Origin of the sequence: Streptomyces apocyni, assembly GCF_009739465.1 — a bacterium.
Classification (GTDB): Bacteria; Actinomycetota; Actinomycetes; order Streptomycetales; family Streptomycetaceae; genus Streptomyces; species Streptomyces apocyni.
On sequence record NZ_WHOM01000057.1, the window covers coordinates 1 to 13,480 of the forward strand.

Sequence of the window (13,480 nt, forward strand, 5' to 3'; positions counted from 1 at the left end):
GCGACGGCGTCCGCGGTCAGCACCAGGCCGGTGGCCCCGGTGCAGGAGACGGCCACATCGACTCGTGTCAGTTCGTCCGGAACGGACTCCATCGCCACGGCCCTGGCGACGCCGAGGCCGCCGTCGGCGAGCGTCCGCGCCAGCCGCTCGGCCCGCTCCAGGGTCCGGTTGGCGACGATCACTTCGGCGACCCCGACCCGCGCCAGCGTCGCCGCCGCGAGCGAGGACATCGAGCCCGCGCCGATCACCAGGACCCGCTTGCCCTCCGCCCAGCTCTCGACGGGGACTCCCGCCGCGAGCTGCTCCAGGCCGAAGGTGACGAGCGACTGCCCGGCCCGGTCGATCCCGGTCTCGGAGTGCGCGCGCTTGCCGACCCGCAGCGCCTGCTGGAAGAGGTCGTTCAGCAGGCGGCCCGCGGTGTGCTGGTCCTGCGCCCGGGCGAGCGAGTCCTTGATCTGGCCGAGTACCTGGCCCTCGCCGACGACCATCGAGTCCAGCCCGCAGGCCACCGAGAACAGGTGGTGGACGGCGCGGTCCTCGTAGTGCACATAGAGATAGGGAGTGAGCTCCTCGAGCCCGACCCCGCTGTGCTGCGAGAGCAGGGTGGAGAGCTCGGCGACGCCCGCGTGGAACTTGTCCACGTCGGCGTACAGCTCGATGCGGTTGCAGGTGGCGAGCAGCGCGACCTCGGCGGTCGGCTCGGCGGCGACCGCGTCCTGCAGCAGCTTCACCTGGGCGTCCGCGGCGAGCGCGGCCCGCTCCAGGACGCTCACGGGGGCGCTGCGGTGGCTCAGCCCGACGACGAGAAGACTCATGCCGGCATCACGGCGGGGACATCCCCGTCGGGTCCCTTCCGGTCGGCGGCGTCGGCGTCGGCGTCAGCGGCCGTCTCGCCGCGCGTGGCGGGCGGCGGTACGGAGTCGGCCGCGGGTACGACCACGGCGTCGGCCGCGGCCGCGGTCGCCGCGATGGCGTCGGCTTCCTCGCCGGCCTTGCGCTGCTCGTGGAAGGCGAGGATCTGCAGCTCGATCGAGAGGTCGACCTTGCGTACGTCCACACCGTCCGGAACCTGGAGGACGGTCGGCGCGAAGTTCAGGATGGAGGTGACACCGGCCGCGACCAGTCGGTCACAGACCGGCTGGGCCGCTCCGGCTGGGGTGGCGATGACGCCGATGGAGACACCGTTGCTCTGGATGATCTTCTCCAGGTCATCGGAGTGCTGCACCGGCATGCCCGCCACGGGCTTTCCCGCCATCGCCGGATCGGCGTCGATCAGCGCGGCGACCCGGAAGCCACGGGAGGCGAAACCGCCGTAATTGGCCAGCGCGGCGCCGAGGTTACCGATACCGACGATCACAACCGGCCAGTCCTGGGTCAGGCCCAGTTCGCGGGAGATCTGGTAGACGAGGTACTCGACGTCGTACCCCACGCCGCGGGTTCCGTACGACCCGAGGTAGGAGAAATCCTTACGCAGCTTCGCGGAGTTGACCCCCGCGGCGGTCGCGAGCTCTTCGGAGGAGACCGTGGGTACCGAACGCTCCGACAGTGCGGTCAGGGCGCGGAGGTACAGCGGAAGCCGGGCGACGGTGGCCTCGGGAATCCCTCGGCTGCGGGTCGCCGGTCGGTGAGTTCGGCCAGTTGCCACGGTGCTCCTGCGGGTAGAGCGGGGCTGCGGGCGGTCGCTTGTCCCAAGACCGCCCCGTCGAATGCAGGCTATGTCTTTGTGAACGCGTGCACAAAGATTGTGTCCGCTTTGTCCGGCCAAAGTGACCGGGGTCACGCGCTGCTTATGCGCCATCGTGGAACCACCACACGGACGGCCACGTTGGATACCCAAAGGGGACAAGACCGCCCACACTCCTCACGATTTCCTGCCCCCAAGACCAAAACCGCCCCCGATCGTAGCTGTCTTTTACGCCTAAACCGGCGCCGCTCTCGCGGACCCGGCCGCTCGCCATCGCCATTCCTCAACGGATGGCCGCGGCGACCAGCTCTCCCCGTGAGCAGCGTCACGCGGACAGCGCACGTCTCAGGCGGTCCTCGTTGACCCGCCAGAAGTCGTGCTGTTCACCGTCCACCAACACCACCGGGATCTGCTCCCAGTACCTGCGGTACAGCTCCTCGTCCTGCGTGATGTCCTTGATCTCCCAGGCGGCTCCCGTCTCGCCACAGACCTTCTCGATCACTCCCTGTGCCGTTTCACACAGGTGGCAGTCCGGCTTGCCGATCAGCGTGACGAGGCGGTCCGCAGGCTTCTTCGTGTCCGCGCTCTTGCCCGCGCGGCGGAAAATGGGGCTCATACCGCCCATTCTCGCGCGCCCGCACCGATCCCGGGACCCCCGCTCAGGCCCCACACGGCGGATTCCAGTCCTCCGCGACCGGGGCGCGGCCCGCCGCCGAGTGGCTCCTTAACGCCGCCGTAGCGGACTGTTCACAGCCTTCGCACCCCTATGACCCCGGTTCTGCCGAACAGACTGGCTATGCTCACGCCATGGCCGCTCTCGGATGGCTCACTCCCCGTAGGCGCTCCGCCACCGCGCGAAGCGTTCTGGCAGGCGAGGCCTCGGCAGAGGCAGCGCGCAAGTCGTCGCAGGAAGTGCTCGAACTGGAGGAACCCGGGCCCGCCGTCGCACCCGACGAGGCCCAGGACGCGGAGCGCGCGCCGGAGTTCCCCGTCGTCGGTGACGACAAGGCCGCCGCCTTCTTCGACCTCGACAACACCGTGATGCAGGGCGCCGCGATCTTCCACTTCGGTCGCGGCCTGTACAAACGCAAGTTCTTCCAGCGCCGCGAGCTGACCAAGTTCGCCTGGCAGCAGGCGTGGTTCCGGCTGGCCGGTGTCGAGGACCCCGAGCACATGCAGGACGCCCGCGACAGCGCGCTGTCCATCGTCAGAGGTCACCGCGTCGCCGAACTGATGTCCATCGGCGAGGAGATCTACGACGAGTACATGGCCGAGCGCATCTGGCCGGGCACCCGCGCCCTGGCCCAGGCCCACCTGGACGCGGGCCAGCGAGTCTGGCTGGTCACCGCCGCCCCCGTGGAGACCGCGACGATTATCGCCCGCCGTCTGGGGCTGACGGGTGCGCTCGGCACGGTCGCCGAGTCCATCGACGGCGTGTACACGGGCAAGCTGGTGGGTGAGCCGCTGCACGGCCCCGCCAAGGCCGAGGCGGTACGCGCCCTGGCCGCGGCCGAGGGCCTCGACCTGGCTCGGTGCGCGGCGTACAGCGACTCGCACAACGACATCCCGATGCTGTCCCTGGTCGGGCATCCGTACGCGATCAACCCGGACAGCAAGCTGCGCAAGCACGCGCGCGAACGGGACTGGCGGCTGCGCGACTACCGCACGGGCCGCAAGGCGGCCAAGGTCGGCATCCCCGCCGCGGCCGGCGTCGGCGCGCTCGCGGGCGGTACGGCGGCGGCCATCGCCGTACACCGCCGCCGCCACTGACTCGCACAGGCCAACGCGGGCCCGCACAGGCCATGCAGGGCCATGCAGGCAATTCCGGTGCTCTTACCCGCACCCCTGCCCCGTCAGTCCCCTTCAGCGGACTCGGCCACAACACGCCCCGCACCCAGACAGATCACGGTCTAATCCGATCAACATCCGCTCACTCTCCGATACTTAAAGCGGCATGGATCGGTAACAGAAGAGACGTAATCGATGATTTGAGCAACTGGGTGTAGCACTGCCTGTACGAAGCGTTATTCTCCTCAGACGCACACAGGACCCCACACGTTGCCACGACGCGTGATCGGTCCCGCACTGAACGTGATGGAAGCTCTGCCTCTGGGAGTCCCGTGTACCCACACGTCGGGGTTGACGCCTCGGGCCTGGCTACGCTGCGCGCAACGGTCATCGACCGCTTGCGCGGCTTCGTCCCCACCGCGTACGCCGTCCCCGCCTTCGCCGTCCCTGCACCTGTCGGCCCCTGCTATGCCCTGGCCGAGAACACCGCGGCAGTCGGCAGACGAACCCGCCAAGCCGCAGGCTCGTCCACCGCCGCCCGCCGCCCCGCCGCGGACAGCGACAGCGCCCGCATGATGGACCTGGTCGAGCGCGCCCAGGCCGGTGAGACCGACGCCTTCGGGCGGCTGTACGACCAGTACAGCGACACCGTGTACCGCTACATCTACTACCGCGTCGGGGGCAAGGCCACCGCCGAGGACCTGACCAGCGAGACCTTCCTGCGCGCCCTGCGCAGGATCGGCACCTTCACCTGGCAGGGGCGCGACTTCGGCGCCTGGCTGGTCACGATCGCCCGCAATCTGGTCGCCGACCACTTCAAGTCGAGCCGTTTCCGACTCGAAGTGACCACCGGCGAGATGCTCGACGCCAACGAAGTCGAGCGCAGCCCCGAGGACTCCGTACTGGAGTCCCTCTCCAACGCCGCCCTCCTGGAGGCCGTACGACGGCTGAATCCGCAGCAGCAGGAGTGCGTGACCTTGCGCTTCCTGCAGGGGCTCTCGGTCGCCGAGACCGCCCGCGTGATGGGCAAGAACGAAGGCGCGATCAAGACCCTGCAGTACCGCGCCGTCCGCACCCTCGCCCGGCTGCTGCCGGACGATGCCCGGTAGGCTCGCCGGGCAACCCGCCCGGCGACGTACCGCGACCGCCAACTCGCCATGAGTCACGAGTCGATTGCGAAAGCGGTCCGATCATCTTCCGTCCGTAACCCAAGTGCCGCGACGGTCGTTGTGTGGGATGCAGGCTCCCTGTGGTCGCACCCTGCCCGCTGCCGCTCACTCGATCGTGTGGCTGTGCTTCAGGACGTGCAACCCTCAGGACCCCCTGGGGAGTCGGACGTCATGACGAGAGGAGGTGCCGCCCGTGATCGCGAATGTTTCGGCACACCGGCGGGCGAACGCCTTCGCCCAGGCCCTGGAGGAACAGTCCGACCAGGGCGCGGCGGCCGAACAGTCAGCAGTCCCCCGCTCCTCCGAAGAGGCCGAGCGGAACAGACTGGTGGCCCTGGCGGCCGATATCGGCGAGCGACCAAAACCTGAGCTGGACCCCGAGGTCAAGGTCGTCCAGCGGGCGCAGCTGGTGGCCGCCATGGAGGCCATGCTGCAGGAAGGCGCGGTGCCGGGCGGCGAGGCCTCAGTTCCCGAACAGCGGTCCCGTAAGGGCGCCCACCGAGCCAGTCCCCTGGGCAAACTGCGGCCACGCTCCCGCCTGTCCAAGGGCCTAGCCGCGGGCGGGCTCACCATCGGCGTCGCCGCGGGTTCCTTCGGCGGTGTGGCCGCCGCCAGCTCCGACGCCCTGCCAGGCGACTCGCTGTACGGCCTCAAGCGCGGCATGGAGGACTTCAAGCTCGGCCTGGCCGGCAGTGACTCCTCACGCGGCGAGCTCCACCTCGACCAGGCCTCCACGCGGCTGCACGAGGCCCGCCGTCTCATGGAGCGCGGCCGCTCCGGCTCGCTGGACCACGAATCCGTCGGCGAGATCAGGCGCGCCCTGTCCGGCATGCGGCACAACGCCGCCGAGGGCCACCGACTGCTCCACGAAGCGCACGAACGCGACGGCGCCATGGGCCCGCTCCAGTCACTGGAGTCCTTCTCCCGCTCGCACCGGGACAGTTGGACGGCCCTGCGCGACCGACTGCCCATCCAGCTCACCGACGTCAGTCAAGAAGTGAGCTCGGTCTTCGACGCCATAGACGCAGAGGTCGGTCCGCTGCAGTCCGGGCTGCCGTTGTCTCCGGACGACAAGCAGCGCGGCTCCGAGCGCCCGGGCCAGCGGAGCCCTGGCGCCCCGGGCGAGCAGGACAGCTCCCGGCCACCCAGCTCCTCCGGGTCCGGCGCCGCGTCCGACGGAGCCACTCCCGGGTCCGGCACCGACAAGCCCGGCGGCAGCAGTCGACCGACGCCCGACAGCTCGGGCGCCCAGCAGGACGACGGGCTCATCGGCGGCGGTACGGGCGGCCTGCTCAACCCGCCCGAGGACGAGACGTCCCCCACCCCGTCCGACGACGGCGACAACAAGGGCGAGTCGGGTTCTGGCCCCGCCCCCGACGTCACCATCCCGCCCCTGCTCCCGGACCTGATCCCGGGCCTGGGCCTGGAGGCCGAGGACCAGGGCTAGCTACGGACCGCACCCGAAAGGGGTGGTGCTCTCGATGAGAGCACCACCCCTTTCGCCGTCCTCAGCGGCGCGTTCAGCCGTCCTCAGAAGAACACCGACCGCCGCTGCACCAGCAGCTTGTACAGCGTGTGCTGAATCTGCTCCCGCACCTGGTCCGTCAGATTGAACATCAGCATCGGGTCCTCCGCCGCCTCCGCCGGATAGCCGTCCGTCGGAATCGGCTCACCGAACTGAATCGTCCACTTCGTCGGCAGCGGCACCGCCCCCAGCGGCCCCAGCCACGGAAACGTCGGCGTGATCGGGAAGTACGGAAAGCCCAGCACCCGCGCCAGCGTCTTGGCGTTGCCGATCATCGGGTAGATCTCCTCCGCGCCCACGATCGAGCACGGCACGATCGGCGTGCCCGCCCGCAGCGCCGTGGAGACAAAGCCACCCCGGCCAAAGCGCTGGAGCTTGTAGCGCTCACTGAAGGGCTTCCCGATGCCCTTGAAGCCCTCCGGCATCACCCCGACCAGCTCGCCGCTCTCCAGCAGCCGTTGCGCGTCGTCAGCGCAGGCGAGCGTGTGTCCGGCCTTGCGGGCCAGCTCGTTCACGACCGGGAGCATAAAGACAAGATCGGCGGCGAGCAGCCGCAGGTGACGGTGGTCCGGGTGGTTGTCGTGCACCGCGACCTGGAGCATCAGCCCGTCCAGCGGCAGCGTCCCCGAGTGGTTGGCGACGATCAACGCCCCGCCGTCCGACGGGATGTTCTCGATGCCCTTCACCTCGACGCGGAAGTATTTCTCGTACAGGGGCCGCACCATCGACAGCAGAACCTGCTCGGTGAGCTCCTGGTCATAGCCGAACTCGTCGACCTCGTAGTCGCCCGTGAGGCGCCGCCGCAGGAAGGCCAGGCCGCCCGCCACGCGACGCTCCCAGCCGCCGTCCGCACCCTGTGGACCCGCCGCGGCCCCGGCGCCGTCCGGACCCGCCTGAAGGGCGGCGGGGTCCGCCGCACCGCCCGGCAGGGCCTTCGCCTCACGTGCCTCAGCCGCCGGTACGTCCGGCACGCCCCGTACGGCCGAGGGCTCGCCCTTGCGGCGTCCGGGCATGCGGCGTCGCGACCCCGGACGCGGGGCACCCCCGCGCGAGCGGTCGGCAGCCCCTTCATCGAATGGAATGACCTTGGCGTCCGCCATTGTTGCCGCGCTCCTCAGTTGGCGCTCTGCGTCGAATGCGTAGCGTGCCCGCCGCCCGCGAACGGCAGCACGGCGACCCGGTCGACGGCCCTCGCCAGGGCCTCCGGTGGCAGCAGCCCAGAACCCCTGCTGCGTACGAAGTCCGCGAAGGTCTCGGCGGTCGTGTACTTCGGCTTGAATCCCAGAGTCTCGCGCATCTGCACCGTGGACACGACCCTTCCGTGGGTCAGCAGTCTGAGCTGCTCCCGCGAGAAGTCCGTCAGCCCCACCGTACGCAGCGCGGCACCCGCCCAGCTGACGGCCGGCAGCAGCATCGGCACCGTGGGGCGGCCAAGGCGGCGCGAGCACTGGGAGAGCAGCAGCACGCCGTCACCGGCGATGTTGAAGGTGCCGCTGTTGAGCGTGCCGCGGTCGGGCTCACGCGAGGCGAGGCCCAGTACGTCGATCACGTCGTCCTCGTGCGTGAACTGCAGCCGTGGGTCATAGCCGAACACGGTCGGCAGCACCGGCAGCGCGAAGTAGTCGACGAGCGAGGACTCCGCGGTCGGGCCAAGGATGTTGGCGAAGCGCAGGACGCACACCGCCACATCCGGCCGGCGCCGGGCGAAGCCGCGCACATACCCCTCGACCTCGACGGTGTCCTTCGCGAAGCCGCCGCTGGGCAGCGACTTGGGCGGTGTGGTCTCGGTGAACATAGCGGGATCGCGGGGCGCGGAGCCGTACACCTGGGTGGAGGACTTGACCACGAGGCGCTTGACCGCGGGTGACTTCTGGCAGGCGCCCAGCAGCTGCATGGTGCCTATGACGTTGGTCTCCTTGACCGTGGCCCGACTGCCGCCACTCAGCGGGGTGCCCGTCACGTCCATATGGACCACGGTGTCGACGCCGTGCTCGGCGAGCAGCCGGGCGATGGTGGGCTGCCGGATGTCGGCGCGCAGGAATTCGGCGCCGCCCAGGTGGTGTTCGGGCGGGACGGCGTCCACGGCGATCACCCGGTCCACATCGGGATCTCGCTGGATACGGCGCACGAAGCGCCCCCCGAGTTGTCGGGCCACCCCCGTCACGAGCACGACCTTGCCCAAGATCAGCGCCTTCCTTCCGCCGGATCGAACCCCAGGTCCCCAGGTTCTGTCGGCAACCGTAGCGGGTCGATGTTGCACTGTGATGACCGCGTGCTGCGTGAAGTGACGGAAAGCCGCCCCGGAATACCGGAAAAGCGGTCCCCGAAACGGCCGAAGCCCTCCACCTGACGGTGGAGGGCTTCGGAGCGCGCTGACTCAGCGGTCGCTTACTTCTTGTTGCGACGCTGAACGCGGGTGCGCTTCAGCAGCTTGCGGTGCTTCTTCTTGGCCATCCGCTTACGCCGCTTCTTGATAACAGAGCCCACGACTACCCTCGCTCACTTCTCATCACTTGGTGCGGGGCAGACTGGGCCCACACGACCTACGTCGGCCTAGCCTACCCGCCCGAGCTCTGAGCCTGTAATCGAGGTGGCCGATCAGGCCGTCTCCACCCCCACGTAGGAATCGCGAAGGTACTCGTGGACCGCGTTCTCCGGGACTCGGAAGGACCTCCCCACCCGGATAGCGGGCAGATGACCGCTGTGCACCAAGCGGTACACGGTCATCTTGGATACTCGCATCACCGAGGCGACCTCCGCCACGGTCAGGAACTGAACCTCACTGAGAGGCCTCTCGCCAGCAGCCATGACACACCTGAACCTTCCGCAGGCGACGGGCACCGGCTTCCCCTTCCGGTGACTCTTCGTCGCTGTGCGCTCACTCCCAGAGTAGGGGCGGGTGGTGCGAGTGGGGAAGAGGAGCTGCCATCGGCCGCCTACCGTGACAGACACGCTCGATTGAGTACATAGCGAGTAAGCGGTCGGTAGTAAGAGGACCGCACAGCGTCATCAAGCGGAACGGCGACGGACACTCGCCCCTCGGCTTCTCCGACGAACAGCGCCGGATCATCCGTATCCGCCAGGCCGATCGCCTCAATACCGAGCTGACCTGCACCACAGACCCATCCGTGATCTCCGATCACCAGCTCGGGCAGCGGCCCGCCAGCCTCCGCGGCACCGGCCAGAACGGTACGAACCGGCAGCGGCGAATGGGTATGTGCGCCGGTCGCACAACTCGGGCTCCGGCCGCCGCCTTCGCACACCAACGCGACTCTTCGTACGTAGGCAAGGTTGTAGGTGCGTAGACCGAACCGGGTCGTTATGTCGACAGAGATACCCTCCGCTGGGGTGAGCACAGCACAGCCCGCCGCCGACAAAGCGTCTGCCAACGCGGCGTAGAAGCCCAGGAGCCGGTGCGGATGACCGGTCCCCAGGAGCACCGGAGCGCGACGTTCCGCCACCGCGGCCAGCCTCCCCGCGAACGCGTCGAGCCCGGCGAGCGTCCGGTCCGGGTCGATCACGTCAGGCCCGGTGGTGTGCCGGGGATCGGCCGAGACCCCGCACCGGTCGGCCATCAGCGCGAGCAGGTCCCCGGCCCCCCAGTCCCGCTCCGGGTCGAGCCCGAGCAGCACCCGTGGGTCCCGGGCCGCGAACAGCCGATAGCTTCGCAGGCTGGCCTCCCGCGAAGTGGCCACGGGCCCGGCCAGCCGGGCCGCCAGCAGATGGGCACGCAAGGCGCCGGTGCTCAACACGCTGCGATGCTGCCGCACTCGCGCCCCGATAACCGTCAAAACCCCGAAAGCACCGCACAGTCGGCGTAACCACGCGTACGCTCCGTGCCCCTGGCAGCCCTTAGAAGGCGGGAGGTACGAACCCCACCCCTACGGCAGCAACCCCCGCAACGGGAACACCGCCCGCCGCGTCGCCAGCACCGCTTGGTCCAGTCGGTCCGCCGGATCGTAGCCGGAGTCCCAGTCCTTCCATTCCGGCACCACGCCGTCCGTCATCCGCCGAGGCCCGGGCTGCCGGGTCCGCGCGTACACCTCAGCCCGCCACTCCTCAGGCACCTCGGCCGTCGGCGGGATCGGCCGCCCCGCGGCGATCGCCGTGAGATGCGTCCAGGACCGCGGCACCACCTCCACCACCGCGTACCCGCCACCACCCAGCGCGACCCAGCGCCCGTCGGCGTACTCGTGCGCCAGCGAGTGGCACGCCTCCTGCACCAACCGCTGCGCGTCCAGCGACACCGCCAGATGCGCCAGTGGGTCCTCGAAGTGCGTGTCCGCGCCATGCTGGGTCACCAGCACCTGTGGCCGGAACTCGGCGAGCAACTCAGGCACCACCGCGTGGAACGCCCGCAGCCACCCCGCGTCCCCGGTCCCCGCGGGCAGCGCCACATTGACCGCGCCGCCCTCGGCCTCGCCCGTCTCCTGGGGCCACCCGGTCTGCGGAAAGAGCGTCTGCGGATGTTCGTGCAGGGAGATCGTCAGAACCCTCGGATCCTCCCAGAACGCCGCCTGCACCCCGTCACCGTGATGCACGTCCACATCCACGTACGCGACCCGCTCCGCGCCCAGCTCAAGGAGACGGGCGATCGCCAGCGCCGCGTCGTTGTAGATGCAGAACCCGGACGCGCCACCAGGCATGGCGTGATGCAGTCCCCCGGCGAAGTTCACCGCATGCGCCACATCGCCGCGCCACACGGCCTCGGCCGCACCCACCGACTGCCCGGCGATCAGCGCCGACACCTCGTGCATTCCGGCGAACGCCGGATCGTCCGGAGTCCCGATCCCATACGATCCGTCGGCCTCCCCCGGAGCCGCCGACGCGGCCCTGACCGCGTCCACGTAGTCCTGGCGGTGCACCAGGCGCAGCGTCGAGTCCCCCACCGCCTTGGCCCGTACGACGTCCAGGTCCCGCTCAAGACCGAAGGCACGGATAAGACTCCTGGTCAGCGTGAGGCGCACCGGGTCCATCGGGTGCTGGGGCCCGAAGTCGTAGCCCGTTACTGCCTCATCCCACATCAGCTGTGCGCGGCCGCTCATGCCCGTCACCGTATCGGTCCGGCTCTGGCGCGAATGAGTGGGCGTACCGCAACGTGACCAACACCAGCACCATCGGCACCAGCATGGCCCCCCGGTAGCTCCACAGGTCCCCGATCACCCCCACCAGCGGCGAACCGACCAGGAACCCGAGATAGTTGAAGACGTTGAGCCGCGCGATGGCAGCGTCAGACGCGCCAGGCCCGTGCTTCTCGGCGGCGAGCCGCCCCGCGGCGGCGAAGGTCTGCGGCACGATCACACACAGCCCAAGCCCCAGCAGCGTGAAGCCCAGCATCCCCACCCAGGCCCCAGGCGCCCCCGCCACCACAGCGAACCCGAGCGCCGCCAGCACCGTCCCCGCCCGCACCACCGCGACCGCCCCGAACCGCCGGACCCCCAGATCCCCGACAGCGCGCCCGATCAGCGTCGTCACCATGTAGATGTTGTACGGGACGGTCGCCAGCTGCTCCGAGCCGCCAAGCACGTCCTGTAGGTACTTCGCACTCCAGTTGGAGACCGTCGAGTCCCCGATGTACGCGAACGTCATCACCAGGCAGAGCGGCAACAGCAGCTTGAACGACACAGCACGCCCCTGCCGCGCCGCCCCAGCCTTCGCCGTGTCCCCACTTCGGGTGTCCCCACTCCGGGTGTCCCCGGTCCGGGCGGGCCGCTCCCCGTCCACAAACCAGCGACTGGCGGCCAACACCCCCGGCGCCAGCACCACCACAACCGGCAGATACGACACCCACAACGGCAGCCCACTACCCGCCCCCACCCAGGCCAGCGAAGCCCCGACGATTCCGCCGAGGCTGAACGCGGCATGGAAGCCCAGCATGATGCTGCGCCCGTACATCCGCTGGAGGCTCACCCCGAGCATGTTCATGGACGCGTCCAACGCACCCACCGCGAGCCCGAACACCCCCAGCGCCACAGCGACCTGCCACAGCTCCCGCCCTGCCCCGACGCCCAGCAACGACAGCAGCACCACCGGCTGCGACCACCGCAGTACGCGACTGGGCCTGACCCTCCTGACCAGGTGCTCGGTGGCGACGCTGCCGACCCCGGCGAGGATCGGCACCGCGGCGAGAAAGGCGGGCAGCAGCCCGTCGGATATGCCGTAGCGATTCTGGATCGCGGGGATACGCGTCACCAGCAGCGCGAACGCCACACCCTGAACGAAGAAGCTGACCGCCAGGGACGCCCTGCCGTACCTCAACCGCGCAGTTGTCATGGCCGCACAGAGTACGACCGTCAACTACCAGCCGATAGTCACTTCCCTCAACTCAGCAGTTCCGTCAACTCAGCAGTTCCATCAAGCGCCCCATGTCGGAGAAGTACGCGTTGGCCCCCTCCAGCCGCTCGGAGGGAACCATCGCCGTGTACCCGTACACCGCCATCCCGGCCGCGAGTGCGGCCTGGATGCCGAGCGGGCTGTCCTCCACGACGACGCACTGCTCGGGCGGGACTCCCATCTGGTCCGCCGCGTGCAAAAAGAGGTCGGGCGCGGGCTTGCCCCGCCCGACATCCTCCGCGCTGAAGATCCACTCGTCCTCGAACCACTCATCGAGTCCGGCCGCGGCGTGCCCGACGCGAATCCGCTCATGGGTCCCCGAGGAGGCCACACAGTACGGAACACCCTCCACCGTGAGCTTTTCCAGCACTTCGATGACTCCCGGCACGGGCTGCAACCGCTGCTCGAACGCGGCGAACACCCGGGCATGGAACGTCCGGTCGAAGTCCTCGGGCAACTGCTGCCCGGTCCGTTCCCGCACCAGATCGTGAACGCGGTGCATGGCAGAGCCCATGTAGTCACGGATGGAGTCCTCGTACGTGGTGGGGTGCCCCACCTCGGTGAGGTACTCGGCGAGGAGTGTGTTGGAGAGCGGCTCACTGTCCACGAGGACGCCGTCGTTGTCGAAGATCACCAGGTCGTAGCGCATACCTCGACAATAAACGCAAAAAAGCCCCGGCCCCCGAGTGAAAACTCGGGGGCCGGGGCCCAAATTTAGTTCGGCGGCGTCCTACTCTCCCACAGGGTCCCCCCTGCAGTACCATCGGCGCTGTAAGGCTTAGCTTCCGGGTTCGGAATGTAACCGGGCGTTTCCCTCACGCTATGACCACCGAAACACTATGAAACTGTCAACCGCACCACGCTCTGTGACAAACGTGGGGTTGTTCGTGGTTTCAGAACCAACACAGTGGACGCGAGCAACTGAGGACAAGCCCTCGGCCTATTAGTACCAGTCACCTCCACCCGTTACCGGGCTTCCAG

At 69.1% G+C, this 13,480-nt stretch carries 14 protein-coding genes and 1 rRNA gene; 3 read left to right on the top strand and 12 right to left on the bottom strand.

Translation table 11 applies throughout. The features are described 5' to 3' along the window. The 3 genes from hemA to GCN81_RS16070 form a co-directional block, all read right to left on the bottom strand. Positions 1–815, bottom strand: an 815-nt coding sequence (hemA, locus tag GCN81_RS16060) for a glutamyl-tRNA reductase (RefSeq protein ID WP_156725313.1), incomplete at its 3' end; no start/stop codon positions are given. Beyond that, a complete protein-coding gene (locus GCN81_RS16065) occupies positions 812–1,645 on the bottom strand; it encodes a redox-sensing transcriptional repressor Rex (RefSeq protein WP_156725314.1) in 834 nt (277 codons plus the stop codon). The genes GCN81_RS16065 and hemA, both read right to left, overlap by 4 nt. Positions 1,646–2,009: 364 nt before the next feature. Continuing rightward, positions 2,010–2,300, bottom strand: a complete 291-nt coding sequence (locus GCN81_RS16070; RefSeq protein WP_156725315.1) for a glutaredoxin family protein — start codon at positions 2,298–2,300, stop codon at positions 2,010–2,012. A 191-nt stretch (positions 2,301–2,491) separates the two neighbouring features. Here GCN81_RS16070 and GCN81_RS16075 point away from each other — a divergent pair, with 191 nt between their 5' ends. The 3 genes from GCN81_RS16075 to GCN81_RS16085 all read left to right on the top strand — a co-directional run bounded on the left by GCN81_RS16075 (position 2,492) and on the right by GCN81_RS16085 (position 6,088). Beyond that, complete coding sequence (locus GCN81_RS16075) at positions 2,492–3,454, top strand: HAD family hydrolase (RefSeq protein WP_156725316.1); 963 nt, start codon at positions 2,492–2,494, stop codon at positions 3,452–3,454. 350 nt (positions 3,455–3,804) lie between these two features. Next, entirely contained in the window at positions 3,805–4,581 is a 777-nt protein-coding gene (locus GCN81_RS16080; RefSeq protein ID WP_156725317.1) for an ECF subfamily RNA polymerase sigma factor, BldN family, read from the top strand. A 253-nt stretch (positions 4,582–4,834) separates the two neighbouring features. After that, a complete protein-coding gene (locus GCN81_RS16085; RefSeq protein WP_156725318.1) occupies positions 4,835–6,088 on the top strand; it encodes a DUF5667 domain-containing protein in 1,254 nt (417 codons plus the stop codon). An 83-nt stretch (positions 6,089–6,171) separates the two neighbouring features. Here the strand turns inward: GCN81_RS16085 and GCN81_RS16090 are convergent, their stop codons facing one another. The 9 genes from GCN81_RS16090 to rrf form a co-directional block, all read right to left on the bottom strand. Next, positions 6,172–7,266 (bottom strand): lysophospholipid acyltransferase family protein, encoded by a 1,095-nt coding sequence (locus GCN81_RS16090; protein WP_156725319.1) that lies wholly within the window; start codon positions 7,264–7,266, stop codon positions 6,172–6,174. Positions 7,267–7,280: 14 nt separating this feature from the next. Continuing rightward, complete coding sequence (locus GCN81_RS16095; RefSeq protein ID WP_156725320.1) at positions 7,281–8,348, bottom strand: NAD-dependent epimerase/dehydratase family protein; 1,068 nt, start codon at positions 8,346–8,348, stop codon at positions 7,281–7,283. A 206-nt stretch (positions 8,349–8,554) separates the two neighbouring features. After that, a complete protein-coding gene (locus tag GCN81_RS16100) occupies positions 8,555–8,653 on the bottom strand; it encodes a 30S ribosomal protein bS22 (RefSeq protein WP_003948845.1) in 99 nt (32 codons plus the stop codon). A 111-nt stretch (positions 8,654–8,764) separates the two neighbouring features. Then, a complete protein-coding gene (locus GCN81_RS16105) occupies positions 8,765–8,974 on the bottom strand; it encodes a helix-turn-helix domain-containing protein (protein WP_156725321.1) in 210 nt (69 codons plus the stop codon). 128 nt (positions 8,975–9,102) lie between these two features. Further along, complete coding sequence (locus GCN81_RS16110) at positions 9,103–9,918, bottom strand: phosphatase (protein WP_156725322.1); 816 nt, start codon at positions 9,916–9,918, stop codon at positions 9,103–9,105. A gap of 129 nt (positions 9,919–10,047) precedes the next feature. Further along, positions 10,048–11,211, bottom strand: coding sequence for an acetoin utilization protein AcuC (locus tag GCN81_RS16115; RefSeq protein WP_156725323.1), 1,164 nt, complete (start codon positions 11,209–11,211; stop codon positions 10,048–10,050). Beyond that, positions 11,180–12,439: an MFS transporter gene (locus tag GCN81_RS16120; protein ID WP_156725324.1), complete on the bottom strand. Its 1,260-nt coding sequence runs from the start codon at positions 12,437–12,439 to the stop codon at positions 11,180–11,182. Before GCN81_RS16120 ends, GCN81_RS16115 begins: the two co-directional genes overlap by 32 nt. A gap of 64 nt (positions 12,440–12,503) precedes the next feature. Beyond that, complete coding sequence (locus GCN81_RS16125) at positions 12,504–13,148, bottom strand: HAD family hydrolase (RefSeq protein ID WP_156725325.1); 645 nt, start codon at positions 13,146–13,148, stop codon at positions 12,504–12,506. Between the two features lie 68 nt (positions 13,149–13,216). After that, a 5S ribosomal RNA gene (rrf, locus tag GCN81_RS16130) occupies positions 13,217–13,333 on the bottom strand. Between the last annotated feature and the right edge of the window lie 147 nt (positions 13,334–13,480).

Bases quoted from the DNA above. Each gene is read 5' to 3' on its own strand.
- GCN81_RS16090 (WP_156725319.1), bottom strand. From the start codon at position 7,266: ATGGCGGACGCCAAGGTCATTCCATTCGATGAAGGGGCTGCCGACCGC.
- GCN81_RS16075 (WP_156725316.1), top strand. From the start codon at position 2,492: ATGGCCGCTCTCGGATGGCTCACTCCCCGTAGGCGCTCCGCCACCGCG.
- GCN81_RS16070 (WP_156725315.1), bottom strand. From the start codon at position 2,300: ATGAGCCCCATTTTCCGCCGCGCGGGCAAGAGCGCGGACACGAAGAAG.
- GCN81_RS16120 (WP_156725324.1), bottom strand. From the start codon at position 12,439: ATGACAACTGCGCGGTTGAGGTACGGCAGGGCGTCCCTGGCGGTCAGC.
- GCN81_RS16125 (WP_156725325.1), bottom strand. From the start codon at position 13,148: ATGCGCTACGACCTGGTGATCTTCGACAACGACGGCGTCCTCGTGGAC.
- GCN81_RS16105 (WP_156725321.1), bottom strand. From the start codon at position 8,974: ATGGCTGCTGGCGAGAGGCCTCTCAGTGAGGTTCAGTTCCTGACCGTG.
- GCN81_RS16115 (WP_156725323.1), bottom strand. From the start codon at position 11,211: ATGAGCGGCCGCGCACAGCTGATGTGGGATGAGGCAGTAACGGGCTAC.